Annotated in this window: 23 protein-coding genes; 5 read left to right on the top strand and 18 right to left on the bottom strand. The window is 56.6% G+C overall.

Annotated features, from left to right (window positions below; all coding sequences use genetic code 11):
* Positions 1 to 299 (top strand): hypothetical protein (locus tag LAO21_16535; GenBank protein ID MBZ5554327.1); only part of this gene is annotated, 299 nt, incomplete at its 5' end.
* Here LAO21_16535 and LAO21_16530 read toward each other — a convergent pair.
* From LAO21_16530 to LAO21_16515, 4 genes are all read right to left on the bottom strand, one after another.
* Complete coding sequence (locus LAO21_16530) at positions 296 to 1,318, bottom strand: toll/interleukin-1 receptor domain-containing protein (GenBank protein ID MBZ5554326.1); 1,023 nt, start codon at positions 1,316 to 1,318, stop codon at positions 296 to 298. The two genes, LAO21_16535 and LAO21_16530, sit on opposite strands and share 4 nt — an antisense overlap.
* Before the next feature lie 61 nt (positions 1,319 to 1,379).
* Entirely contained in the window at positions 1,380 to 1,760 is a 381-nt protein-coding gene (locus tag LAO21_16525) for a HigA family addiction module antidote protein (GenBank protein ID MBZ5554325.1), read from the bottom strand.
* A 22-nt stretch (positions 1,761 to 1,782) separates the two neighbouring features.
* Positions 1,783 to 2,076: a type II toxin-antitoxin system RelE/ParE family toxin gene (locus tag LAO21_16520; protein ID MBZ5554324.1), complete on the bottom strand. Its 294-nt coding sequence runs from the start codon at positions 2,074 to 2,076 to the stop codon at positions 1,783 to 1,785.
* A 40-nt stretch (positions 2,077 to 2,116) separates the two neighbouring features.
* Positions 2,117 to 2,338 (bottom strand): hypothetical protein, encoded by a 222-nt coding sequence (locus LAO21_16515; protein MBZ5554323.1) that lies wholly within the window; start codon positions 2,336 to 2,338, stop codon positions 2,117 to 2,119.
* 223 nt (positions 2,339 to 2,561) lie between these two features.
* On the opposite strand from LAO21_16515, the gene LAO21_16510 reads away from it, so the two are divergent.
* Positions 2,562 to 3,071 (top strand): hypothetical protein, encoded by a 510-nt coding sequence (locus LAO21_16510; GenBank protein ID MBZ5554322.1) that lies wholly within the window; start codon positions 2,562 to 2,564, stop codon positions 3,069 to 3,071.
* 22 nt (positions 3,072 to 3,093) lie between these two features.
* Here the strand turns inward: LAO21_16510 and LAO21_16505 are convergent, their stop codons facing one another.
* From LAO21_16505 to LAO21_16490, 4 genes are all read right to left on the bottom strand, one after another.
* The gene (locus LAO21_16505) at positions 3,094 to 3,594 is read right to left on the bottom strand and encodes a hypothetical protein (GenBank protein ID MBZ5554321.1); all 501 of its coding nucleotides are present in this window, start codon (positions 3,592 to 3,594) and stop codon (positions 3,094 to 3,096) included.
* 853 nt (positions 3,595 to 4,447) lie between these two features.
* A complete protein-coding gene (gatA, locus tag LAO21_16500) occupies positions 4,448 to 5,899 on the bottom strand; it encodes an Asp-tRNA(Asn)/Glu-tRNA(Gln) amidotransferase subunit GatA (protein MBZ5554320.1) in 1,452 nt (483 codons plus the stop codon).
* A 34-nt stretch (positions 5,900 to 5,933) separates the two neighbouring features.
* Positions 5,934 to 6,245, bottom strand: a complete 312-nt coding sequence (gene gatC / locus LAO21_16495) for an Asp-tRNA(Asn)/Glu-tRNA(Gln) amidotransferase subunit GatC (protein ID MBZ5554319.1) — start codon at positions 6,243 to 6,245, stop codon at positions 5,934 to 5,936.
* A gap of 222 nt (positions 6,246 to 6,467) precedes the next feature.
* Positions 6,468 to 6,812 carry a DUF721 domain-containing protein gene (locus LAO21_16490; GenBank protein MBZ5554318.1) on the bottom strand — a complete coding sequence of 115 codons (345 nt, stop codon included), beginning with the start codon at positions 6,810 to 6,812 and terminating at the stop codon, positions 6,468 to 6,470.
* Between the two features lie 195 nt (positions 6,813 to 7,007).
* On the opposite strand from LAO21_16490, the gene LAO21_16485 reads away from it, so the two are divergent.
* Entirely contained in the window at positions 7,008 to 7,643 is a 636-nt protein-coding gene (locus LAO21_16485; GenBank protein ID MBZ5554317.1) for a Maf family protein, read from the top strand.
* A 51-nt stretch (positions 7,644 to 7,694) separates the two neighbouring features.
* Here the strand turns inward: LAO21_16485 and LAO21_16480 are convergent, their stop codons facing one another.
* Together LAO21_16480 and LAO21_16475 are read right to left on the bottom strand one after the other, a co-directional pair.
* Positions 7,695 to 8,453, bottom strand: a complete 759-nt coding sequence (locus LAO21_16480; GenBank protein ID MBZ5554316.1) for a Stp1/IreP family PP2C-type Ser/Thr phosphatase — start codon at positions 8,451 to 8,453, stop codon at positions 7,695 to 7,697.
* A 72-nt stretch (positions 8,454 to 8,525) separates the two neighbouring features.
* On the bottom strand, positions 8,526 to 10,724 hold the full coding sequence (locus LAO21_16475) for a protein kinase (protein MBZ5554315.1): 2,199 nt from the start codon (positions 10,722 to 10,724) through the stop codon (positions 8,526 to 8,528).
* Between the two features lie 578 nt (positions 10,725 to 11,302).
* Between LAO21_16475 and LAO21_16470 the strand changes: the two genes are divergently transcribed.
* Entirely contained in the window at positions 11,303 to 12,151 is an 849-nt protein-coding gene (locus LAO21_16470) for a proline dehydrogenase family protein (GenBank protein ID MBZ5554314.1), read from the top strand.
* A gap of 146 nt (positions 12,152 to 12,297) precedes the next feature.
* Here the strand turns inward: LAO21_16470 and LAO21_16465 are convergent, their stop codons facing one another.
* The 8 genes from LAO21_16465 to mutS all read right to left on the bottom strand — a co-directional run bounded on the left by LAO21_16465 (position 12,298) and on the right by mutS (position 22,875).
* Complete coding sequence (locus tag LAO21_16465) at positions 12,298 to 13,887, bottom strand: glucose-6-phosphate isomerase (GenBank protein MBZ5554313.1); 1,590 nt, start codon at positions 13,885 to 13,887, stop codon at positions 12,298 to 12,300.
* A 324-nt stretch (positions 13,888 to 14,211) separates the two neighbouring features.
* Positions 14,212 to 14,934, bottom strand: coding sequence for a hypothetical protein (locus tag LAO21_16460; protein MBZ5554312.1), 723 nt, complete (start codon positions 14,932 to 14,934; stop codon positions 14,212 to 14,214).
* On the bottom strand, positions 14,927 to 15,601 hold the full coding sequence (locus tag LAO21_16455) for a hypothetical protein (protein ID MBZ5554311.1): 675 nt from the start codon (positions 15,599 to 15,601) through the stop codon (positions 14,927 to 14,929). Before LAO21_16455 ends, LAO21_16460 begins: the two co-directional genes overlap by 8 nt.
* Positions 15,576 to 16,100, bottom strand: a complete 525-nt coding sequence (locus tag LAO21_16450; GenBank protein ID MBZ5554310.1) for a hypothetical protein — start codon at positions 16,098 to 16,100, stop codon at positions 15,576 to 15,578. Before LAO21_16450 ends, LAO21_16455 begins: the two co-directional genes overlap by 26 nt.
* Positions 16,097 to 17,431 (bottom strand): tetratricopeptide repeat protein, encoded by a 1,335-nt coding sequence (locus LAO21_16445; protein ID MBZ5554309.1) that lies wholly within the window; start codon positions 17,429 to 17,431, stop codon positions 16,097 to 16,099. The genes LAO21_16450 and LAO21_16445 overlap by 4 nt, the downstream gene beginning before the upstream one ends.
* A 16-nt stretch (positions 17,432 to 17,447) precedes the next feature.
* On the bottom strand, positions 17,448 to 19,043 hold the full coding sequence (locus LAO21_16440) for an ABC transporter substrate-binding protein (protein MBZ5554308.1): 1,596 nt from the start codon (positions 19,041 to 19,043) through the stop codon (positions 17,448 to 17,450).
* Positions 19,040 to 20,194, bottom strand: coding sequence for an anhydro-N-acetylmuramic acid kinase (locus LAO21_16435; GenBank protein ID MBZ5554307.1), 1,155 nt, complete (start codon positions 20,192 to 20,194; stop codon positions 19,040 to 19,042). The genes LAO21_16440 and LAO21_16435 overlap by 4 nt, the downstream gene beginning before the upstream one ends.
* 56 nt (positions 20,195 to 20,250) lie before the next feature.
* Positions 20,251 to 22,875, bottom strand: coding sequence for a DNA mismatch repair protein MutS (gene mutS, locus LAO21_16430; GenBank protein MBZ5554306.1), 2,625 nt, complete (start codon positions 22,873 to 22,875; stop codon positions 20,251 to 20,253).
* Positions 22,876 to 23,065: 190 nt separating this feature from the next.
* Between mutS and tsaB the strand changes: the two genes are divergently transcribed.
* Positions 23,066 to 23,752 (top strand): tRNA (adenosine(37)-N6)-threonylcarbamoyltransferase complex dimerization subunit type 1 TsaB, encoded by a 687-nt coding sequence (tsaB, locus tag LAO21_16425; GenBank protein ID MBZ5554305.1) that lies wholly within the window; start codon positions 23,066 to 23,068, stop codon positions 23,750 to 23,752.
* The last annotated feature ends 86 nt before the right edge of the window (positions 23,753 to 23,838 follow it).

Below are 23,838 nucleotides of genomic sequence, written 5' to 3'. Positions count from 1 at the left end.
TGGACCAGTTGCAGCAAGCCTGTCGCGAGCAAATCGAAGAAGCCCTACAGCGGAAGCAGTTGGAGCGGCAGAGTCATTGGAGCGAGAGTCTGGCGGTGGGAAGCCCGGCTTATGTGGAAGCCGTTCGGAGGCAATTGGGGGCGCGGGCTCGAGGAAGGGACGTGATGCCCGCCGAAACTGGTTACCAGTTGCGCGAGGAGGTGGCGGCTTACGAGGACAATTTGGAGGGCGAAAAAGGCCGGTTAAGCCTCGAAAACACCCGGTTTTGGAACTTATTCTCTTATCTTAAAGCAAGTTAGCTTGGTCCGACCCCAGTGCATTCGACCCCAGTGCATTCCATTCGCGGAAACTCCATCGCGAACATGTGCGACCCCTTGTCGCCAAAACCCATTTGGTGCATGAAAGGGCCATGCATCATGATTTCTGAGAAATGGCCAAGGCGCGCCATTTCAGCCTCTATGGCCTCCGTGTTTCCAGACTTGACGGCCCGGTACACTTCCATTGCCAACTCATAGAGCCAGGGCAACTCGTCGCGGACGATACTGGCGGCCATCAGAATCGCGACCGGATCACCTGGCTCGCCTGACATGTGCATCAGTTCTTCGAACATCATTGGATGAAATCGACGCATTCTGCGGCGGCGAAAGGGATCGCCAACCTCGGCCAAGCGTTCCGCGACGCGTGAAGGCAATGCCTTCATCTCTTCTGCCAGCTTGGCGACCGGGCTCTCGTCCGCAGCATCCTCCGCTTTCTTGCCACCAGTCGCTGCCAGTGACTTTAGGATTGTGGCTTCGGTGGCCTTGAAAGCCTCTACCTGAGTCTGCACAACATCGGCGTCGAGCTCCAGGTTGGGGATCCGCCTCGCGAGCTGATGCACGAGCTTCGTCAGATCTCCCTCGCTGTCGTCCATGTTGTGAAAGTTGTAGAAGGGCCCGGACGCGACACGGGTCAGAGGCACCCCCAGCGCCAAACCGACGACCGGAGTAGTCACTTTCCCTTTTGCCACTCCGGCCTCAAACAGAATCCACGGTCTATCGAGGCTGCGTTCGGTGAAGAGACAAACCACATCCGATGTTGACTGCAGTTTTGCCATAAGCCGTTTGTACCACTCGTCGCCGAAATCGATGCCTTCCGTACCCTTTTTGTCAGACGAACGAAACGTCTTGATCATGCCCGCGCTGACGCTCTTGAGTAGCTTGCTGAAGGCTTCCGCCAAGTCGGCGTCGCGACCATCGTGGCTTATGAACACCAACGGGGTCGAACTGGCAGGAAGTACGTCAGCGTCTGCAGAACCCTTCGGCTTCTCCGAATCGTTCATGGCGATTCCCTCGTTAACGTCGTGCCGCGTCGATGAGCATTTGTCCGGCTAACGGCTAAGCTCAGGGGCGGGCCGTGCAGCGGACCGTCCGCTGGGGCGAATGGTTAGTAGGCCTGCTGCTTTCAGAGTCGGATCTGCCCCCGGCCCCCATCGGACGAATCTTTCTGAGTGCATCCGCCTCTTCCGTCTGAGCATGATAAAGATCCCACCGAAGCTGGAGGTTCAACCAAAAAGCCGGAGAGTTGCCGAAGAATTGGGCCAATCGAAGCGCAGTGCTCGGCGTGACGCCACGACGCTGGTTGACAAGTTCGTTTACTCGCTGGTAGGGAACCCCTATCCTCCGAGCAAGATCCTGCTGTGACAGACGCAGGGGTTCCAGAAACTCCCTTAAAAGCATCTCACCAGGGTGAGTTGGTTCGCGATGAGTTGGCACCCGTATCATGATGTTCTCCCATATGCTGAGGCTAGTGATAATCCACTATCTCGACCTCCGTCGGACCGTCATCAGACCAACGGAAACAGATTCGGTAGCGCTCATTCACGCGGATGCTGTGTTGCCCTCGCCGGTCACCTGAGAGAACCTCGAGTCGATTCCCCGCTGGAACGCGAAGGTCCTCGATCGTTTCCGCCGAGTCAAGCTGATCGAGTTTTCGCGCCGCAACGCCCCATAGCTGTCGCGGGCACACCTGACGCGCCACTTTCGTGTTCCGCCCGTTGAATACATCCTCCGTTCCGTCGTTGCGAAACCGCCGAATCATGTAGACATGATAGCACAGATATCATGCTAGAGTAAAACTGCTATCGTCTTTCACAACGAGAGGCGTGATTCTGCATAAGCTGGCCGAACTTCAGCCAGTCTATTTTGTACCCATAGGTCGTTCCCTTGGAGAACCAGACTACCGAACCGTTTGATATGGCCAGCGTGCCCAACACTGCACCGTCGCGCTTGACGACGAATTTCATGTCGGACTTGCCAAGAGCCCGCTTTGGGACGTTGAATGGAACGTCATGCTCTGCCATTGATTTTGTCCCTCTCTGGTTTGCCTTCTAACGATGAGGCATCACCCGCCGCATTGCCTTTTGTTCCAGACGGATGCATGCCTTGGTTAGCCCGTACACAGCCAGGGCCCTATTGTACGGAAGCCTTCACCTTAAGCTGGCCGGAACTTAAATATGGTTCCACAGTCTGCCTGAACCGTTCGACAGCTCCCTCCTCCGTGCTGGCGTGACACAGATGAACCGCATGGATACCAAGACTGCGAAGATCAAGTTTTGCCTGCAACGCGGCTTCAATCTGGCGGAATTGTTTCGCCTTTTGGGAGTGAGGATTTTCCGGAAGAACGGTCACATAGACGAAAACGGCGTCTTTGATTTTGAATGGTTGAAACTCATTCGATGGAGTGTAGTTGTCAGCCAGCAGCACTGCCAGGATGTCACCAAGAACCTTTTTGGGATTGGGATTGGGATCTACTTCGATGATCAAGTTTACTGTTTGGCTGGACTGGTCGCACACAATGAGATCAACTTGCGCGATGCGGCTGCCGCGGCCAGTCCCGGCAAGCTTCTCGCCCAGAAACAACGGCAACTCCTGTCGGTCGCACGTGACGTGATCACATTTGACAATCTGCGGAGGAAGGACATTACTCCGAAGCCAATTCAAAATCGTTTCAATCGTTCGGGGCTGATCCATATATTCATCGGGTTAACGATGCGCGTGAGCGGTGAGCGGAGGCAGCGCGAAGCGCCGACGTAGCGAGTCCGACTCCACGCGCTTGTTAGGTGTGCTCTTTCTTAGAGGCATTCTTGAAGGCATCATAGTAATAACCTTCCTTTGGTTCGTTACCTAAAGCAATGTCTAACATCAGTTGGAGACTCCACATAGGCCCCGGGATAACGTAATCAACGTTCACGTCCTCTGGCACCATGTCTGGATCAATCGCCATTTCGAAGTTAATAAGCCACCATTTTTCGATTTTGGCAAGCAAGTTAACCAAGCTTTCGAATTTCGTTACGTCAAAGTTCCGCTTAACATCGGACAGAAAATCTAGAAGCTCATGAGTAACTTCGTTTCGGTGTTTCCGAATGGCATCGAAGACTTCAATGTCGTCATCATCAATTGCGCCCACGTCCTTGAACCAGAGCAATGAGGCGTAAAGACGGCTCTTGTTTTTGGAGAGCACTTCCAGTTTGTATTTCTCGTCGATAATGAGACCGTTTTTGTCGAAGCCGTTGCAAAAGAACGTCTCCGGTTTTTCTATTATGCGGTCCTTGAACATTTCCAGGAGGGTTGAGGTCCCTCTGGCGCTCAGATGAGGGGCATGATGTCACCCCTACGGGGTTGCACTGCGACGTGGTGGGGGGCTCGGCGTGAGTACAGATATGGCACTCCTACGGAGTTGGGGGACGGTCGCTGTGAGGGGGGGGCGCACGTTCGGTGGAAGAGCAATCTGTCGGTCGGGGGTCGGGAGTTCTTGGGACCTTTCCATTCTTCGTGTCTGGCCTATATGGATTTGAACATGGTGCGAGCCGGCGTGGTGGCCCATTCAGAGGAATGGCCCGAATGTGGGTACGTGGAAATCCAGCACCCCAAGGCACGGTACGGGATCATCGATTACGAATGCTTGATGGACTAATATTTGTGGGTCAGAGCTCCGGATTCTGCATTTTGACAATTTAATCCTTTCTCTTGAACACGAGTAGATGAAGGGGACTGACACCTTTTTCGACATCGGTTGGATGTCGTCCTAAATGCTGGTGTTTGTCCCCGCTTGACCCCTCTTCCCAAATCCCCCCACCGGCAGGCGGGGGATAGTTCACATTCGGCCGCTCGCTGAGGCGGGAGTTGGCATCTCGCCGGGTTGTGCGCAGTTGACTCAGAAGAACAATTCCCGAATCCCGTCGGCGGAGAGATTTACACCATTCAACTAGCACGCACGTCGAGCCGGGGAGGTGGGACCTGAATCATCCCCCGACTGCCGTCGGGGGAATTGAATTGGAAAAACCAGAGGCGCCAGTAGGTTGAATCTGAACGATCCCCCAACTGCCGTTGGGGGTATTGTCTATTGGGAGATATCTTAAAGGAGTGTCTACAACCGATACTCCATCTCATTCGCGTTTGTCCGCGTTCACTCATTCAAGTCCAAATCCTCCCGCCTGCTCGTAAGCAAAGGAGAGTTGAAGCATCTTGAGTTCATCAAATGGCCGGCCGAGAAATTGAATGCCGATGGGAAGACCGCGCTTGTCTTTCCCGCAGGGCAGGGAAATGCCCGGGATTCCGGCCAGGTTCGCTGTAATGGTGAACACATCGCTCAGATACATGGAAAGCGGGTCTTCAGTTTTTTCCCCCAACTTGAATGCGGTGGTGGGAGACGTCGGACAAACCACCACATCCACCTTCTTGAAAGCCTCTTTGAAATCCCGTGCGACCAGCGTGCGAACCTTTTGGGCCTTGAGATAATAGGCATCATAGTAACCGGCGCTCAGGGCATAGGTGCCCAGCATGATGCGCCGTTTGACTTCCGGACCAAACCCGCACTCCCGCGTCTGCCGGTACATCTCAGAAAGCGTGTGGGAATTCTGTGAGCGAAAGCCGTAGCGGACTCCATCGAATCGTGCCAGATTGGAGCTGGCTTCCGCGGGGGCCACAATGTAGTAGACATCGATGGCGTACTTCGAGTGGGGCAGTTGGACCGGTTCAACCATGCATCCAATCTTCTCGAGCAAGCGGACGGCTCCGGTCACGTGTTCCTTCACGTCCGTCTCGAGACCCTCGCCAAAAAGATCCCAGGGGACCCCGACCACCAGGCCCTTGATGTCGCCTCCCAGTGCCTCAGGATAGTCGGGAACGGGCAGCGGGACGGAGGTCGAATCGTTGGGGTCATGGCCGGCTATGACATGAAGCATTTCCGCGACGTCTGCTACCGAGCGTCCAAAGGGCCCAATCTGATCGAGGGAAGACCCGAACGCAATCAACCCGAATCGAGAGACCCGGCCGTAGGTGGGCTTGAGACCTGCCACTCCGGTCAGTGCCGCCGGCTGGCGGATCGATCCACCGGTGTCACTTCCCAACGCGCCCACGACCATCCCTGTCGCCACAGCCACCGCCGAACCCCCGCTTGATCCGCCCGGCACTCGATCCGGTGCATTGGGGTTCAGGGTGGTGAAGAACGACGAGTTTTCGGTTGAACTGCCCATGGCAAACTCATCGAGATTTGTCTTGCCGATGATGAGTGCCCCGGCGGCTTCGAGCTTCCGGGTCACGGTGGCATCGTAATGAGAGATGTAGTTGGCCAGGATTTTGGAACCGCAGGTCGCGGGGAATCCCTCCAGGAGCATATTATCTTTGAGTGCCACGGGGATCCCTGCCAGGGGGGGCCGTTCCTCCCGGGGCATCGAATCTATTCGAGCGGCCTGTTCTTCAGCGCGCTTCCGGCTGAGCGAAAGGAACGCCCGGTACTTCGGATCGATCCTCTCCACGTGCTCGTAAACGGAGGCACAGACTTCCCGCGAGGATACCTCGCCTGCGGAGAGGGCCTTGCGCAGTGACGCCACGGAGAACGTTCTCGGATCTAAATGGGCCATAGGCAGTCGATTGGGTAAAGTCCCAGGCTACGGGTTAACGGTCTGCAATCACTTTGGGCACCCTAAAGTATTTTTCACCGGGATCGGGCGCGTTCCCCAAAGCCCGTTCAGTGCCAATCGTGGGTCCGGGGACGTCTTCACGGAAAGGAGTCGAGGACGAAGCCAACTCTCCGAAGTCGGGAATCCTCGTCATGGGCTCGACGTGGTCGGTAGACACTTCGCTCAATGTCTCCATGTGTTCGAGAATACTGCTCAACTGATTGGTAAACGTCTTGACTTCCTCGGAAGTGAGTTCAAGGTTGGCAAGTTTGGCCACATACCGGACTTCTTCTTCTGAAATCTTCATTTCTTCCGCCTCGATAATCTTGAGAAAAATGAGGGGATGAAACTAACATTAGAGACATTGAAAATCAACTGGATTAGACACTCGGGAATGAGGAAGGCTCGCAAGAGGGGTCGTGCAGATCAGGAATCCCCGTCTACTCAGTGTACTGGCAATCCGCCCCCTCCATCGAGTACCCCAAGAATCGGGGCAGGGGACACGGCGGCCGAGGCTGACCCGCTATTTTCATGGGAGGGTAGGATGGTCCGAAATCCCGGCAGCGGAGACCTTCGACGGAGCGGTTTGAGAAGCGTTGTAGATAAACTCGACATCCATCAGCGCGGTCTTGCCGCAAGCTTGATTCAGAGTCTTAATGAGATCCGGTCGTATCCGGATCAATTGTTGATGCCAGGCGTGGTGATCGACGAGGACCGTGAGGGTTCCCTTCTCGAAGCGGGAGACATGAGTATGCGTGGCCGTCGCTTCTCCCACATTGGCGATCCACACCGCGCGCCACACCGATGTCATGAGAGAGGGTGAGTGACGCAGGCTTTGCAGAAGCCCAGGGAACATTCGGGTGACGTGCTGCATGCGTGAAGTACTTTCCTCAAAAATTCACTGGAGTTGAAAAAACTGATCACGAACTGAAATGCGGGTGACTTCTTGTACAGCAAAAATCTTTTTTTGGAAACAAAAAAAAATGAATTGTGAAATTCTTCCTCACGTGAGGATGGCCTGGCTGCGGGAAATTCGATAAAATGGCGCCACACTCGGGTGAAAGAAATCATGGAAAAGGGCAGAACCCAGTCCACGAAAAGCAGCCGGGATCAGGAAGGGCGGTTGGAGATCATCCTCGCCTCTTCCTCTCCCCGGCGTCGTCAGATTCTCCGGAATGCGGGCATTCGATTTCGAAGCATGCCGGGCGAGGTTGTGGAGGGTCCCCGGCGCTCAGGGGAGAGACGGTCCGCCTATGCGATCCGACTCGCATTGAAGAAGGCCCGTTCCGTCGTGGCCGATGTCTCCCCGGATGCTGTAATCCTTGCAGCAGACACCATCGTTTGTGTGGGAGGCAAGATCCTCGGCAAACCACGTTCCCGGGGCGAAGCCCGCCGGATGTTGCGATTGCTCTCGGGCCGGTCGCATTGGGTCATCACCGGCGTCGCCCTCATTTGTCACGCCACTCATCGTTCGCTCCGTTGGAGCGAGCGCACGCGGGTCACTTTCTCCCCGTTGAGTGAGACCGACATCGAAAGCTACATCGATTCCGGAGAGCCGTTTGACAAGGCCGGGGCCTATGCCGTTCAAGGCTTGGCTTCAAAATTTGTGACACGGATCGAAGGATGTTACTTCAATGTGATGGGCCTGCCGGTCGCGAGTGTATCCGAGGCATTGAGGAGAATCGCTGCGGGCCGGCTCAAGTAGGAAAGCCATAGGTCCGGCTGCTGCCGCTGGAAAACAGGCGGGCGCAGACGGCTATCCTTGAAGCCAGCCAGTGCTCTCGATCTGGGCGATTTGAACGGTAATGTTGTCAAAGCCTCCGCGTTCATTGGCGAGGTTAACCAGGGCCTCACACGCTTCCTTGGGCGGATTGCTGTCGGCAATCGCGGCAATCTCGTTGTCCTCGACCAGGCCGTGCAGCCCGTCCGTACAGAGCACGTAGAGATCATTTGCCTTGATGCGGTCTGACTGAAAATCCACCACCAAATTCTCTTGAATTCCCATGGACCGCAGAAGCACGTTTCGGTGGGGATGGTGACGGGCGTCCTCCTCCTGGATCAGTCCTTCGCGAACCATCTGGGCAACCATGGAATGATCAGAGGTCAATCGTTCAAAGGTATGTTTGCGCAGGCGATAGAGTCTGGTGTCACCGATGTGAGCCGAAATGTAGCGGCCATCGATGAAAGCAACGGCCGTCACGGTCGTCCCCATCCCGCGCAGAGCGGGATCATTCTGACTTCGCTGGAAAATCTCGGTATTGGCAGATTCGAATGCGAGTCTCAAGCTCTCCAGCGGGTCCACCGTATTTTGAAAGTAAACGCTTGGAATGATTGAGACCGCCATCTCGCTGGCGACTCTGCCGCCGGCCGCTCCTCCCATCCCATCCGCCACCATGAGCAGGCAGCCCAATGCCTTCTGAAGACGCCTGCCTTCAGGATTCACGTAGTTAACGGAATCCTGATTCTCGCGGCGATGCATTCCGATATGAGAGGCTTGTGCGACTTGAATTTTCATTAATGAGAATCAAAAAATGATGTATCCCGTCCCGGCCAGCGGGTCCGATCCATCCAGGGAGATCAAGGCATCTTAGTGTTTGACCCCCGGCGGCAGGAGAGCATCGATCTGGGGAAGAATGTCTACTCCTGAGACCACGCGATTATCCGTTGTGAATCTCGCCAGATTATAATTCTCTCCATTCTTCAGTCTGATATGAAAGGAGGGGACGGACCAGAAACCGCTGTTCTTCTTGACCTCCTTGACATCCCCGATGGCCACATCGAAGGCATGCGATCCGGAATCCGGGCTGAAGGTCATCCGTGCCTTACTCACTGTAAGGGTCCCAACACATTTTTGATCAAAATTGAAACCCCCGTGGGAATGTGCCACGCGATAGCTCTGAGAGGCAGGTGCTTTGTTCTCGACCGGAGTTGAAGGCGGCTGGACCGGCGGCGGCACGGACTTCTGCTGGTCCTTGATCTGTTGCTGCAACTGGCGCTGTTTCTCAGAGTCAATCTGCTGCTGGATTTGGGCCTGCTGCTCCGGCGTCAAGACGGGCAGAGGAGGAGTTTCCGTTGTGTTGCGTGGGGGAGTGCCTTTGCCCTTACGGGGCTCCTTGGCAGGCGTCTTGGCGACAGGTTTTGGTTCCGCCGGTTGGGTCGCTCCAGTGGTCTCCGGGGGAGGTGGAGACGGAGCAGCGACAGGTTCAGGGTTCTGCTGCGGTGTCGCGGCGCTACTCGTAGGAGGTGTTGAAGTCGATGTCGGTTGAGAACTCCCCGATGACTCAGAGACCGCAACATCCTGTTTGGGCCTGTTCAGAAAACGCTTGGCGGCAATAATCACGACCACCGCACCGATCACCAGGAGAGCTACCCCTACCAGGATCAAAGGGGTCAAGTTCCTCTTCACTCCCACAGGGGGAACTCCTCCGCCAGTCATGGGAGGTGCGTAGCCTCCAGGCAATGGTGTCGGCGGAGGCCAGGATCCCGGACCCGGTACATAGCCTCCAGTCGATGGAGGGGGTGTCGAGGATGAGAGACCCGTGGGATGGGGGAGCGGCGTTGCGACACGTGTACTGGACAACGGCGGCTGTCCACCTCCCGTTGGGAGAGGGGTTCTGGCCGGAGGGACTGGTCCTGACGGCGCCGGAGTCGCGACGCGTGGAATTGGTGTCCCGGGTCGCCCGGGTCCCGGAAAGGGGGTTCTTGGAGATGGCACCGGGGGCGGTAACGCTGGGGTGCTCACCCGAGGGGGCGGTCCTGCCATTTGACCTCCGCCCGTTGGAATCGGTGTTGCCGGTCTTGGAGGTGGAGCAGCTGGCATGGGGGTAAAAACGCGTGGTGGTGAAGAAGCGGGACCGCCGCCTCCCGAAGGAGTAGGCGTCCGCGGAACCGCTTGAGACTGCCGAGGGGAAACGATGGTCTGGTCCATGGCCGTGGGGTGGAGCGCCACCGTAGCTCCCCCAATGCCCGTGACCGTCTTCATTCCTTCGTCCAGTGCCCTTGAGAATGCCTCGACCGTCTGAAATCGGCGCGACGGCTCCTTCTCCAACGATTGCAGAACCGCATCTTCCACGGCCGGAGATAAATAAGGAAAGAACTGGCGAGGAAGCGGAGGCGTTTGTTGGATATGCTGTTGCATCAGGTCGTAGTCACTGTTGCTGTCAAATGGAACACGACCGGTCAGCATTTCATAAAGCGTGATGCCTAAGGCATAGATATCGGTACGGATGTCGAGCGGCTGGTTTCGGATCTGCTCCGGAGACATGTAATAGAGGGTCCCCAGGCGCACTCCCGTCGCGGTCAACCCGCGCCCTCCCAAAATCTTGGCAATGCCAAAATCCATCACCTTGACAATCCCGTCCTTGTTCACCATGAGGTTGGACGGCTTGATATCCCGGTGAATGATCCCGGCATGATGTGCATGCGCCAAACCGGCCAGCGCCTGCTTGAAGAGGGGAATGGCTCGCTCCTGTGCGATCGGACCCACCCGCCGGATCATCTGGGCGAAGGTCTCCCCGTCGACATATTCCATTACCATGCAGTAACTGCCTTCGAATTGAAACAACCGATAGAGAGTAGCCAGGTTGGGATGGTTGAGCTGTGCCTGGGTTCGTGCTTCTGAAAGAAACCGCTCGGTGAGTTGGGGCTCCTTCGTCAACTCAGTATGCAGCAACTTCAATGCGACGACACGACCCAGCGAAGTGTCCGTGGCTCGATACACCTCACCCATTCCACCTTCCCCGAGCTTTTCGATGATCTGAAACCCTTCGATCTCTCTTCCGATCATTACCTTGATCTCCCTGAACCCATGATTAGAGTAACGATTCAACTCGCTGTTTTGAGTTCAAAACATTCCTTCCCCCTGTCAACATCAATCGGCAGCGCAGCAGGGTCATCATAATTTAAGTCCAGATATCGAATGAGGCGGGAGGATACGCAAAGCCTCCTGACAATTCTCCAATCCATCACCCGGAGCAGCGAATTCATGACTTTCCACGACATGCTCCGGTCCCACCCAAAGAGGCGTCGAGAAACAAGACAGTGGGAGCACGCAATGAATGAGATCTGATCAGTGCTGTTTTATAAGGTACGCCACAAAATTCTAAGTGCGGCTAGAGATTATTGTCAACGCATTTTCTTGCCTGACGAGACATCGGAAACCCTTTTGAGCCGCGACTCGCGGTTGAAAAGAACGCCGTGGAACGCTTATAATGCAGTGGGCAGATCGGCGTCAATCGGGCGCCCCGGGGATGCCAGTTGACGTCGTGCAAGCGCGCACCCCTTATTTTCATCCATAGCCTTCGACCCGGACGTCTCAAAGTCGAATGCCCGTCAGTAAAAATCCAACACTTTATAAGGACTTCTATGAGCTTACTTTTTCGACTCGCAAGCCGATTTGTAGCGGGGGAGCGAGTGGACCAGGCAATCACGTCGGTGCGGAAATTGAACTCCAAGGGCATGACCGCTTCACTCGACATCTTAGGAGAAAACGTTCACGATCGGACGACGGCGGATCGTGCCGTGCAAGCTTACATTGATCTCCTCGATCAAATCCATGGGGCCGGGATTGATTCCAACATTTCAGTCAAACTTACCATGACGGGCCTGGATATCGGGGATGACTACTGCGTCGAGAATGTCTCGCGGATCCTGGAGAAGGCCAAGACCCTGAATAACTTCGTGCGCGTCGACATGGAGGGATCCCCTTACACCGAGCGGACCCTGAAGGTGTTTTTTCAGTTGCAGAAGAAGTACCCTCATGTCGGGGCGGTCATTCAGGCTTATCTCCACCGCAGTGAAAAAGATATTGATGCGCTCAATGCCGCCGGCGCGCGAGTCCGCCTTTGCAAAGGGGCCTATCGCGAACCGCCCGCGGTCGCCATCCAGAAGATGAGCGAGATCCGGGCGAATTACAGGAAACTCGCGGAGAAACTTCTCACCCGGGGAGTTTATCCTGCCATCGCCACGCATGACAGTTCCTTGATCAAATGGACAAAGCAATTTGCGGCCGAACGGGGAATCGCCAATGACAAGTTCGAATTTCAGATGCTTTACGGGATCCGAAAGGGGACACAGGAAGCGATTGTTCGCGAAGGCTACCGGATGCGCATTTATGTGCCGTTTGGCACGCATTGGGCGCCCTACTTTTACAGGAGACTGCGGGAGCGGAAGGAGAATGTCTGGTTCGTCGTGAGCAATCTGTTTAAGGGCTAACCGGGGAAGTGCCGATGACCGGGGCGTTGGCGCGGGGGACCGGAAGAAGCCGAGGCCGACGGAGGTCCCGCGGGATGTAAACTCCCGACCGGAGTCTGTTGTCCGCCGGGTTCCGGACGTGTCCAAGCCGTCAGGAGGCCGGAGCCCTATCTGATGCCGAATGTGTTCTCAAACACGGTTCTCCCTGGGGAGAGAAGCACCCCGTGATCGGGATTGGCCGCGGCATGATGCAGGATTTTGAAGACAGTCTCGATTTCGTTGCCGGCCTCAATCCCGCGGGCGATCTCTTCTGCCGAAAAGGAGTGACCGCGATTTTGGGCAAGAAATGAAAGAATCCGGATCTGCAAGGAAATGACCCCCGCTGCGGCCTTTTTTCCTGCCTCCACACCCGGTTGATGGTACGCATTGACATTGACCAGAGTGCCATAGAAACCGACGGCGCGTTCAAACAAAGCGATTAACGCTCCGATGGTTTCTGCATCGACCCGGGAGACCGTAAGGGTGATGGATCCACGGCCATTCTCATACAGGGCTTGTCGCGTGCCTTGAAAAAAGCCGCTCAAGTAATCCCCCGAGGTAACCCCGGGCTCAAGTTCGATGGACTTTCCGTCGCGGTCTTTGAGGACTTCAATGAATGTCACAAAGAAATTATTGATCCCCTCTCGGAGCTGCTGAACGTAGGCATGCTGGTCAGTGGAGCCCTTGTTCCCATAAACTGCTATTCCTTGGTGGACGATTTTTCCATCCAGGTCTTTTTCCTTTCCAAGAGATTCCATCACAAGCTGCTGGAGGTAACGGCTGAACAATTCAAGCCGATCTTTGTATGGCAGGATCACCATATCTTTGGCGCCCCGGCCCTGGCCTGCGGAGAACCACATCATTGCCAGCAGCGCGGCGGGATTATTCCGGGGGTCTTTCCTTCGCGTCACTTCATCCATCGTCCGGGCGCCCCTGAGCATGCCGTCGATGTCAAATCCCTGAAGGGCAGCCGGCAGCAATCCGACGGCGGAGAGTTCGGAGGTTCTTCCCCCCACCCAATCCCACATGGGAAATCGCGCCAGCCAACTTTCGGATCCTGCCAGCCGGTCCAGATCGCTGCCTTCGCCGGTGACGGCCACGGCATGCCTCCCCAAGTGGAGTCCTGCTTCTTCGTATGCGCCCTTTGCTTCCAGCATCCCGTTTCGTGTTTCTTTGGTCCCGCCGGATTTAGAAATGACGACGGTCATGGTCTCAGCGAGCCTCGGTCCGAGTCGCGCGAGGGTCCGGCTCATGCCGTCGGGGTCAGTGTTATCGAAGAACGAGACACTCATTTTGTCGTCCGGGGCAGACAGGGCGTTCGCGACGAATTGTGGCCCCAACGCAGAGCCTCCGATCCCGATCACCAACAGGTGCCGGAAAGGCGCACCCCGCTCTGTCCTGGTCCTGGCAGAGTGGATGTCATCCGCAAAACGCCTGATCCTCACCTGCGTTTGTTCAATCGCATGGCGCAGGTCGACATTGGGGGCCAAGGAGGGATTGCGCAGCCAGTAATGGCCGACCCTCCGGTTCTCATCGGGATTTGCAATCGCCCCTTTTTCCAGATCGTCCATCTTCCTGAAGGCCTGCTGAATGGGCTCTTGCATTTCATTGAAGAAGGTTTCGGAAAAATTCATGCGGCTGATGTCAACCATGATGCCGAGCGATTCGTTCACATTCAAATACGTCCGGTAACGTTCCCACAGCTGAAGAGAATTCATTATCATGTCTCCCGCGGCAAGGGGTGCACCCTCGCCCCTGAAATCGAAGTCAAGTCCCGTGACTGAAGTAGGCGAAGTTAACACAAATCGGTCGCGACAGGAATGCACGGCCTTCGAAAGGGACTCGAGAAGCCGGGCACCGCCGGCGAAATTTATAGGGAGGGTATCGGTCCCGAAGACCCTGTGACGGCGCCGGCGCGATGCCTGGGACGGTTATCCGAAACCCCGTACTCAGAGGACACACCGGCCGGACATTTTTTCAGCCTGGATTGGGCACTCAAGTCCAGGCGGGAGCAGGCTCATCTCGACCCAGACGGGGGGGAATCAGAACCCGCGCAGCCGATGGCCCCATTCGGGAAGTCTCGTCACCCGGCGAATCCAGTCCATCGCCGCCGTATAACCCTCATATTTCTTTTCCTCAATTCGGAACTTCTTGGTATGAACGAAGCGGCGGCCGTTCCGGATCTCGGCGCCGTGCTTCATGTGCAACATCTCGTGGAACATCAAATATTCCAGAACATAGCTGGGCGTGTCGGCGCTATCCAGTCGCCGGTTGATCACAATGGCCTGCCGCAGGCTCTGGAACTCACCCAGCTTGGTGTGTCCGGCACGACGACTCCATCCCAGGCCAGGCATGATCAGTTGTGATCGAAAGTAGCGTCGGTTGACCCGGTCAAAAATGTGCTGAAGATTAAAATGATGTCCCTTGGCCGGGGTCAGCGCCGGGATTTTACCGGAACGGGCCTGGAGAAGCGCGCGGAAGCGGTGCTGATTGCCCTCCACGAAGCGATGATACAGGTCCAAGGCCTCTGCCGGGGTGCGGTGCTGGTAGAGTTTCGAGAACAGGATGTGGGCGACCGCTTCAAGGACAGCAGTAGGGGCATTCTTGAAGAGGTGATTAATGCGGACCTTGATGACGTTCTTCCGGTAACGGATGGTGTGCGTCAGGGTGGAGTAGGGGTAGTAGTGGATTTCGATCCTGGGAAGTGCAGCCGAGGGGTTCCATTTCAGGAAGGCCTTGTTGAATATCCCGGTCTCTCTATTCACGATGCTTTTCTTTTTGCCGTTCCTTCTCCTGTTTGAACTTCTCCTCCTGTTCGGGCAGGGTTTTTTGAGACCCTTCGATGGCATCGGCCGTGTCACTCAGGGCTTCCGAAAGGATGTTGGGAGACTCGTCCCCCAGTTTTGCCTCAACGGCTTTCAATGAGGACTGATGGAGTGGAGATTCCTTGAGGATGGCCCTAAGCGCCTTGCGGGCATCAGCGCCCTGATCCAGCGTCTCATCCAGATGTCTCAACATCTCCTCATAGATGGAGTCATACTCCTCCAGGTAATCTGAAAGCGATTTCTCGGGCTCTTTTTTCTCGTCCGGGGATTTATAGCCAGGGCGGCTCTTTGTCCCTTTGGGGCCCTCCTCGGCATGCTCCGGACTCTCGACACCCGCTAGCTTCATCGCCGCCAGCAGTCGGGTTTTTGCAAAATCCAGGTAAAGGGGGACTCGCTCGTTAATGTCCTGGGCTTCGCGGATCTGGTCGATCTCCGCCGGGCTAAGGTACTCCTTCTGTTCAGACTGGCCCCGGAGGGTCGTGCTGAGGGTTAGCCATGACAGGAGGAGGGCCACACCGGCGCACATGGATACCCCGGCCCGGCGGGGCAGGGCTCTTTTTGGAAGCGTCCTTCCTGAACGGTCAGAGCTGTTTTTTCGCATCGTCATGGGGTGGTGAGGGCGGCTTTACATTGAACAGGTCGCCCATGAATTGCTTTCGCAGTTTGTTGGCGCTTTCTACCACCGCATCCAGATCCTGCCGCAGTGGGATAGGCAATCCGGGACGAAGATCCTGTAATTTTCGCAACTGCCTTCGAAGTTTAATTTCAGCATCCTTGAACTGATGGGGAGTCTTCCGGTGGGTCTCGAGATACTCCCGGGCATCTGATTCGGTCGAGTCGAGGATCGCTTTGTACTGGCGCAGTCCCGTCTGAACATTCTCATACTCATTGGCCTGGAGGTTTCTGTCCACGCCCTCAAGCATGTTGTCAGCCTGCCTGACGTTCTGTTCGATCTGTTTGAGCGGGTTCGCATTCTTTTCTGCGGCCTGCAGCAGAGGCAGAGGCAGCAGGCTCATTCCCAGGACCGCGCAGGAAATCTTCAGGCGGAGACGCCCCGGCCCCCTTCTCGATTCACAATGGGGAAGAATCAGGCCAATCCCCCTCATTGCTTCCTCCGCTTCTCCAGGATTCTCATTCGCTGTCGCGCTTGAAAATCCTGCGTATCGTTCCTTCCCTGGTCCAGTTCAAGGAACTTCTGGTAGTGGCTATAAGCTGGTTCAACCATCTGCATTTTATCGTAGCATAGTGCTAAAAAGAAGTAATCTCCCGCACTGGATCCCTCCAGTCGGACAATTTGTTCCAGCAGATTTGCGGCCGCAGGATATTGCTCTTGCAGCAGGAATACAGAAGCGAGGTTTTTGGCGGTTTCCAGATCGCGGGGTTTGAGGGCGAGGGCGGCACGCAGCTCCGTCTGCGCCTTGTCCAGATCTTTCTTCTCCAGGTAAAGCTTGCCCAGGTTGGAGTGTAAATCAAAGTTGTTGGGATCCTGGGCGAGCAGTTCCAAATAGAGGGGAATCGCCTTATCGGGCTGGTTCAGCTCCGCGTACGCGTGCGCCAGTTTGATGGCCGTCGACTGGCGTTTGGGGTCAGCCGCCCGGAGGTTCTCCAGTTGTGCTGCGGCTTCTGCGAACTCTTTCTGGTTCAGGAGCAACGTCGCAACCTGTTCGCGCGCTTCCAGGTTGTCGGGGTGGAGGGCCAGGATTGCCTTCAGGTGTTTCATGGCCTCCGCGGTATGGTTGGACTCGAGAGCAAGATTCGCCAACCCGAGATGGGCTTTTTCGTTGGCGGGATCCAGCGTCAGGATCTTTTCGAGGATCCGCTGGGCTTGACTTGAATTGTGATTTTTGAGACAGGCCAGGGCGAGTTGGGAGAGGACCTCAACGTCTGATGGTTTCAATGCCACGGCGGACTCATACTGGCCGATCGCCTCTGCGTAACGCTGGAGGTCGAAAAGGCACACCCCTGCGGCGAGATGAAGGCTGAAATTGTTAGGCTCTTTCTTAAGGGCCCGCAGAAGGTGCGGCAGGGCTTCCGAGAATTGGCCTGTCTGGGTGAGCAAGAGACCAAGGTTGGCGGCGGCCTCGACCAGTTCCGGGTCCACTTTTATGGCAGTTTTAAAACTAGCAATCGCCGCGTCGCGGGCGTTGGTCACTGCATAGCAGTTCCCCAGGTCAAACCAGGCGACCGCGTCCTTCGGATCGATCTCCACAATCCTCTTCAAGAGCTCAATCGCCGAGGGACAGTCCTTGCGTTCCATGGCCTGCTGTGCTTGTTTCCGAAGAGTGTCGATCGGTTTGGGGGCGCTTTTTCGCGTTCCCTGCGCGGCGCGGGAGGGACCCGCGGGGGGCTGGGCCCAGCCCGGGAGCGCGGCCGTCGCCCACACAATAATGGCGACCCATCGGAGAAGGTTTCCAGGGGTGCGATTGGATGCCTTCAAGATACTCCTTTTGATCTCATTCCCCTTCAAGAGTGACTTCCTTCAAGAAGTCAAAATCTCCAGAGGGGAAAAGATGGATATTCTTGACCCTCCGGTTTGACACGCACACATTGTGGATGTTCCACAGGCTGAGATAGGGTAGATCTTCAGCCACGATGGACTGGATCTGAGAATAGTATCTTCTCCGCACAGCGCGGTCCGGCTCGATCCGGGCCCATTGGATCAGTTGATCGACGTGGGGGTTGTTGTAGTGCCCGCGATTCTTCCCGTCCGGAGGAACATTCCAGGATCCGAACACGGCATCAAATATATCCGGATTCAAATTATCCCCGATCCAGCGCAAAGAATACATCTGGAAATTTCCCCGGACAATGTCAGAGTAAAAAGTGGCGAACTCGAACGACCGGATTTCGACCTTGATCCCCACTTCACGGAGCTGCTGCTGAATGACGGCGGCTTCGGAGCGCGACAGCTCTTCCGTGGACGTCTTGTAAGTCAGGGTGAAGCGGGGCAACGGCCCCTCGCCGTCCGGATCGGGATACCCGGCCTCGTCCAGCAGGGCCCGGGCCTTCGACAGATCCCGGGAGTACTGCTTCACGTTGGGTTCATAGGCCCAGACATTTGGCGGCAGGATGCCTGTTGCCGGGTCTCCCTCCCCGCGCCACAGGTAATGGATGAGCGCCGGGACATCGATGGCATAGGCGATGGCCTGGCGCACTTTGAGGTTCCTCAAAAGGGGATCCTGCAGGTTGAAGGCCAGATATTTATAGGTGGTTCCCGGCTGCTCGATCACGACTAACTTCTTATCCGAGTTCAGGGCGTGCACAATGTCGGGCGTCAGCTCGTTCAAGGCGATATCGGCGGATCCGCTTCTCATCTCAAGGGCGCGGACAATGGCCTCGGGGACGATTTTGAAGAGGACCCGCCCCACTCGGGGCGGCCCATCGTAATACCTCGGATTGGGCGTCAAGATAACATTCTCATCCTCCCGCATGCTTTCAAACCGGAACGGACCGGAGCCAATGGGATGACTCGCAAATTCCGGCCCGGCCGTCCGGGGCACGATCCCGATTTCACCCAGCGAGAGGAGCCACAGAAAATTGGCATTGGGTTCTTTGAGCTTGAAGACGATGGTGTGTTCGTCCGGCGTCTGAATCTGAGAGATGACCTGGTACTGGCGCCGCTTGACGGTGTTCACCCTTCCGTCGAGGATGCTTTCAAAGGTGTAGCGAACGTCGCGGGACGTCAAAGGCTGGCCGTTGTGGAAAAGCACAAGGGGACGAAGGTGGAACACGTAGGTCAGTGGATCGGGTGTTTCCCAGTCAGTCGCCAGGTCGGGCCTGAGCTCTGCATGAATGTCCCTCCTTACCAGCGAATTAAAAAGGAGCTGGTGCAGGCGTTCTGAAAAGGCATCGGTGCCCACGCGAGGATCCAGGCTGACAGGACTGGATTCCAACAGGAAAACCAGGGTATGCGGGTCGGGAGCGGAATGATTGCATGAATACATTCCGGCAAGCGCGCTCAAAAGAATGAATCCCCACAGCAGGCCCGGCTTCAAAAGAATTCGCGCCCGGGCGAAACGTGACCAGGGACAGGGCAATCTCCAGTTCATGCGAGTGTAATCTTTCCCAGGATGACGGGATGGTGGGCTCCCGTGACCGAAGGGACATTGGCAGGCTGATGGTGCCAGGTTTCATTGGCCAGGAGGGCGAAAGCAATCGCCTCCTTGGCGTCCAGGTCAATCCCCACCTCACTCGAGGTCATCACCCTGGTCTCCGGCAAGAGAAACTGTAATCGGGACATCAGAAAACGATTTCTGGCCCCGCCGCCGGAGACAATCAATTCGTCGATCGGGCCGGAGGGTCCGGCATATTTTTCCAGCGCCGAGAGGATCGTGCGGACGGTCAGCTCAACCAGGGTGGCCAGAACATCCTCCACCCGGGCGGATCGCATCCGCCGCAGAGCCGCTTCGGTGTATTCGATGCCGAACTGCTCACGGCCGGCTGCCTTGGGCGGGCGACGCCGATAAAACGGATGTTTGAGGAGCCACTGAAGCGCCGAGGGGATCACCCGTCCCCGCGAAGCGAGCGCGCCATGGCGATCGAAATTCAGTTTGCCCCTGGAGCGGATCGCCACGGCGGCATCCATCATCATGTTCCCGGGGCCGGTGTCGAAAGCGCGCAGCTCGGAGAGCCGGCAATTTCGGGGAATCAGGGTGAGATTGGCGATCCCGCCCACATTCAAGGCGACGCGATTCCGCGACCGGCTCCGGAGCAGGAGATAATCAACATAGGGAACCAACGGGGCCCCGGTGCCTCCGGCGGCGACGTCGCGCACCCGAAAATCGGAGATCGTGGTGATCCGGGTCCGTTCCGCGATGACCGCGGGTTCACCCAATTGCAGGGTGGAGGTCATTGCGCGGCCGCCAAAGGAAGAAGCGACGGATTGATGGTAGACCGTCTGCCCGTGGGATCCAACCAGATCGACGGACTTCAGGGGAATGTGATGACGGCGGCAGCAGCGCAGGACGGCCTCGGCGAAGAGGTGTCCAATCAGAAAATTCAACTGGCTGATCTCGGCCACTGTGATCCCGCGGGCATTGAGGAAAGAGAGAATGAGCTGGCGGGTCCGCTTGGGATAGGGGATGGATTCAAAGGCGGCCATCCGGAACCGGGTCGATAGACCCTTCCCCCACACATCCACCACGGCCGCATCGACACCATCCGCCGACGTTCCAGACATTAACCCGATGATTCGTCTCATAGTCTAAAGATCTCGTCCTGCGAAGAAATCAGGTGCGTTCAAGGACGTTGAGGATTTCATGGACGAACTTTCTTCACGAGGTCATTCAGGAGATTCAGGGCCTCGATGGGCGTAAGTTCGTCCGTCTTCACCTCGCGCAAAGCGTCCAGGACGCCGTTGCCGGGGAACTCAAACAGAGGAATCTGAGTCATCCTCTTGGGGTTGCCCATACCCAGCGATTGAGACAGCAGATCGTCGCTCACATCCTGCTCCCGCCGCTCGTGACGGTGCAGGATGGCTCGCGCCCGCTCCACCACCGGAAGCGGGAGTCCCGCCAATCGCGCCACCTCGATGCCGTAGCTCTTGTCCGCCGGACCCGCTTCCACCTTGCGCAAAAACACGATCTGATGTCCGGATTCCCGTACCGAGACGTGATGGTTCTTCACCCCAGGGAAAAGAGACCCCAGCTCCGTCAATTCGTGATAGTGGGTGGCGAAAAGGGTCTTGGACTTCAACTTCTGGTGAAGGTATTCAACGGTCGCCCAGGCTATGGAGAGACCGTCGAAAGTGGCCGTGCCCCGCCCGACCTCGTCGAGAATAATCAGACTCTGAGGTGTGGCCGAATGAAGAATGGCCGCTGTTTCGGTCATCTCCACCATGAACGTGGAGCGTCCCCGGGCCAGATTGTCTGAGGCCCCAATGCGCGTGAAGATGCGGTCTACGAGGGGAAGGAGGGCCTTTTCTGCCGGGACGAAGGAGCCCATTTGCGCCATGACAACGAGGAGGGCCGCCTGTCGAAGGTAGGTTGATTTGCCCCCCATGTTGGGGCCTGTCAGGATGATGATTTGATCCGTGGAGGAATTGAGGTAGAGGTCGTTGGGGATGAATTCACCCAGCCGCTGCTTTTCACAGAGGCGCTCGATCACCGGATGACGTCCCGCCACCACCAGCAGTTCGCCTTCCTCATTGAAAGTGGGGGAGACATAGCGGTGTTTGTTCGCCAGGTACGCAAAGCAGCCCAGAACGTCCAACTCGGCCAGGGCCTGGGCCGTCTCGCGAATGCGTTTCGCTTCGGCGGCAATCCGGGCGCGGATCTTTTCGTAGAGCGCCTTTTCCAGTTCGCAGATCCGCTCCTCCGCGCTCAGGACCTTGACCTCGTATTCTTTCAGCTCCGGCGTGGTAAACCGTTCGGCATTGACCAGCGTCTGCTTCCGCTCGTAGTCGGCGGGAACCGAGTCCCGGTTCGCTTTGGACACCTCGATGTAATAGCCGAAAATCTGGTTGTACTTGACCTTCAATGAACCGATATGGGTTCGCGCCCGCTCGCGGGCCTCCAGTTGGGCGATATAGGTCTTTCCGTTAATGCTGATGTGGCGTAGGGAGTCAAGCTCCTCATCGACCCCGTCCTGAATGATCCCGCCCTCGGAAAGGGTGGGGGGAGGATCCGCCTTGATCTGTGATTCGACCAGGGCCCGGATATCTTCGAGAGGATCGATGCGGCCGTGGATGTCGCGGATCAGCGGGGACCCGTAATTGGAAATGAAGGTTTTGATCACGGGGAGATGGAACAAGGAGTTCTTGAGGGCAATCAGTTCCCGAGGCATGACAGTGCCCAGGGCGATTCGACCCAGCACCCGCTCCAAATCGCAGATGGTCTTGAGGTCATTCCGAATCTCTTCGCGATTGATGGTCGAATGCTTCAGTTCCTCCACAGCCTGCAAACGGCCTTTGATGGTCTCGAGATCATGTAAGGGGTGCAGGATCCAGTTTCGCAGAAGGCGGGCGCCCATCGGGGTCGAAGTGGCGTCCAGCGTTCGGAGGAGAGTGGCATCCTTGTTCTCCGGGAATTGAGGGTCCACCAATTCCAGGTTCCGCTGGGTGATCTGATCGAGTACCAGGAACTCCGCCGGGGAGTAATTGGAGAGCGATACCAGATGGGAGAGGGCGGCCCGCTGCGTTTCACGGAGGTAATGAATGACGGCACCCGCAGCGCGAATGGCATAAGGAAAATTCTCACAGCCAAACCCGGCCAGGGTCATCACACCAAAATGTTGAGTCAGGACCCGTTCTGCGTACTCTGCTGTGAAGATCCAGTCATCCAGCGGCGTGGGGGCGGGATGGGCATGATCCAGGCGCAAAAGCGGCTCCAGCGAAGCCGTCGCGCTGGCTGGATATAAGACTTCGCTCGGGCTCAATCCTTCGAGCTCATCGGTGAGTTGCTGCTCCCACGCATCGCCCGAAAGTTCGGTAATCTTGAATTCGCCGGTGGAAAGGTCAGCGCAGGCCAGGCCCACGATTTGGTCACCGCAGCAAAGAGAGCAGAGATAATTGTTTTGTGAGGGTTCGAGGAGGCTGGAGTCCACCACTGTTCCGGGAGTGATGACACGGGTCACCTCGCGGCGCACCAGTTTCTTTGCCAGTTTGGGGTCTTCGGTCTGGTCGCAGATAGCGACTCGATACCCCTTCTGGATCAGCTTCGCGATGTAGTTGTCGGCGGCATGGTAAGGCACCCCGCACATGGGAACCTGGACGCCTTTTTCCCGGTTGCGGGATGTCAGGACAATCTGTAGCTCGCGCGCGGCAATGATGGCGTCTTCAAAAAACAGCTCGTAGAAGTCCCCCAGGCGGAACATCAGCAGGGCGTTCGGGTGAGCCTGCTTGATTTGCGAGTATTGACGCATCATGGGAGTCAGGTTGTCCATGATCTAGCTTGAGACCTCCCTCAGCCGACAAAATCTCCCTCGTGAAGAGATAACACGTTTGGTAGAATGTCGAGAATGGAGTGTTGTGGGACTGATCTTCGTGCTCTGGTACCTCGATGCGGAACCGTTACCGCGGCCCAGTATAGTATTCGGATTTTGGACTGTCAATTCGATCGCATGGTGTGAAAAGATGCTTATCTTGAGCGTGGACACGGCGAGCAAGGCCGGCAGCGTCGCCGTCCTCCGTGACGACGTGCTTCTCGGCTGTGTGGAGACTGAAAGCACGGAAAGTCACTCCGTTCGGCTGTTCGCGGCCGTCCGGTTTTTAACGGGACAGCTCAAATTGCGATTGAATGAGTTCGAGGCTTATGCGGTGACGACCGGTCCCGGGTCGTTTGCGGGGTTGCGCATCGGGGTCGCGACCATCAAAGGCCTGGCGGAAATGAATCAGAAGCCGGTCATCCCCGTTTCCACCCTCGAAGCCTTCGCGGCCGCGGCAGCCGAGGTTTTGCCGAGCCCTCGAATTGCTGCACTCCTGGATGCACATCGTTCCGAGTTGTACGCGGGAGTCTACGCGATGTCTAACGGAGAGTTGGAAGCGGTCGAGCCTGACCGGCTCATGAAGGTGGAGTCCTTCTTCGCGTCCCAACCCAAAGTCCCGTGTCAATTCGCAGGTCCTGACGTGGACAAGTTTTCATCGCACATCACGCCCAACGCGGGTTCCGGCTGGTCTTTTTTGAGGACCTCATGGTATCTTGCACCTCAGGTCGCCCGGCTCGCAGCGCGGAAATTTGAAAGGGCCGAGAAGGTATCAAGCGAGCAGGTGTCAATCCATTATATTCGGCGATCCGATGCGGAAATGATGTTTAAGGGATGAGGGTTGGTTCTTGCCGGAAGGAACTCCCGACATGCCGGATGGCCAACCTCTCCAGGCAATGCGCTGAATCCCATTTGAGAGGCGGA

Source organism: Terriglobia bacterium, from assembly GCA_020073085.1.
Taxonomy (GTDB): domain Bacteria; phylum Acidobacteriota; class Terriglobia; order JAIQFV01; family JAIQFV01; genus JAIQFV01.
This window is presented reverse-complemented; position numbering and strand designations above follow the sequence as displayed.